The organism is Anoxybacillus sp. CHMUD, assembly GCF_013096965.1.
GTDB lineage: Bacteria > Bacillota > Bacilli > Bacillales > Anoxybacillaceae > Anoxybacillus > Anoxybacillus kestanbolensis_A.
Genome location: NZ_SDLG01000057.1, coordinates 1 through 968, shown reverse-complemented (window position 1 = coordinate 968; position 968 = coordinate 1). Strand labels below are relative to the sequence as shown.

Sequence of the window (968 nt, the reverse complement as noted above, 5' to 3'; positions counted from 1 at the left end):
TGTAAGCCCTAGCCGCCTTGTGTTTCAATGTATGGATGTATTTCATTGCTTTTTCAAGCCTTTACGGATCAGTTCATAAACCGCACCTGCAAAACTTGAAATGTAATTTTCTTTTTGATACTTTTCTATTTCTGCTACCAAATCAGCAGGGAATTTAATTAATTTTGGTATACGTTCCATTTGTCTGCTACCTCCCCAATATACTTGATACATACAATACACTAGATTTATAATAAGTATATACTGGAAAGGAGGTGAAGTCAATGTTGGTCAACAAAGCATACAAATTTCGCATCTATCCAAATAAAGAACAAGAAGTATTAATCGCGAAAACATTCGGTTGCTCGCGTTTTGTATTCAACTATTTTTTGGCGAAATGGGAGGATGCTTATAAGCAAACAGGCAAGGGACTAACGTATAAAACTTGTTCTTCTCAATTAAAACAATTGAAGAAACAATTCGTTTGGTTAAAAGAAGTGGATAGCATTGCGCTTCAATCTTCACTCAAACATCTAGATGATGCGTACGATCGCTTTTTTAAAAAGCAAAACGACAAACCGTGCTTTAAGTCTAAAAAGAATGCTGTGCAATCGTATACAACTAAGCATACAAATGGGAATATTGCTGTGCTAGATAAGCACATCAAGCTACCTAAACTTGGTCTTGTTCGTTTTGCAAAAAGTCGTGAAGTAGAAGGGCGTATCTTGTCTGCTACGATTAGACGAAATCCGAGCGGGAAATACTTTGTGTCCATTTTGGTTGAAACTGACGTGCAAGCGTTGCCTAAAACGGGTTCAGCCGTTGGCATCGATGTTGGGTTGAAGGAATTCGCCGTTCTTTCTGATGGAACAAAGTACGTCAACCCGAAATGGCTTCGTAAGCTAGAAGAACAACTAGCAAAAGCACAACGTATTCTTTCCAGACGAAAAAAAGGTGGCTCGAATTGGAATAAGCAACGAATAAAAGTT

2 protein-coding genes are annotated in these 968 nt (G+C 37.9%); one reads left to right on the top strand and one right to left on the bottom strand.

Annotated elements, in window-relative coordinates:
* Positions 1 to 42: 42 nt before the first annotated feature.
* On the bottom strand, positions 43 to 180 hold the full coding sequence (locus ETB99_RS14560; RefSeq protein ID WP_171700932.1) for a hypothetical protein: 138 nt from the start codon (positions 178 to 180) through the stop codon (positions 43 to 45).
* Positions 181 to 263: 83 nt separating this feature from the next.
* Between ETB99_RS14560 and ETB99_RS14555 the strand changes: the two genes are divergently transcribed.
* Positions 264 to 968, top strand: a 705-nt coding sequence (locus tag ETB99_RS14555) for an RNA-guided endonuclease TnpB family protein (protein WP_171700931.1), incomplete at its 3' end; no start/stop codon positions are given.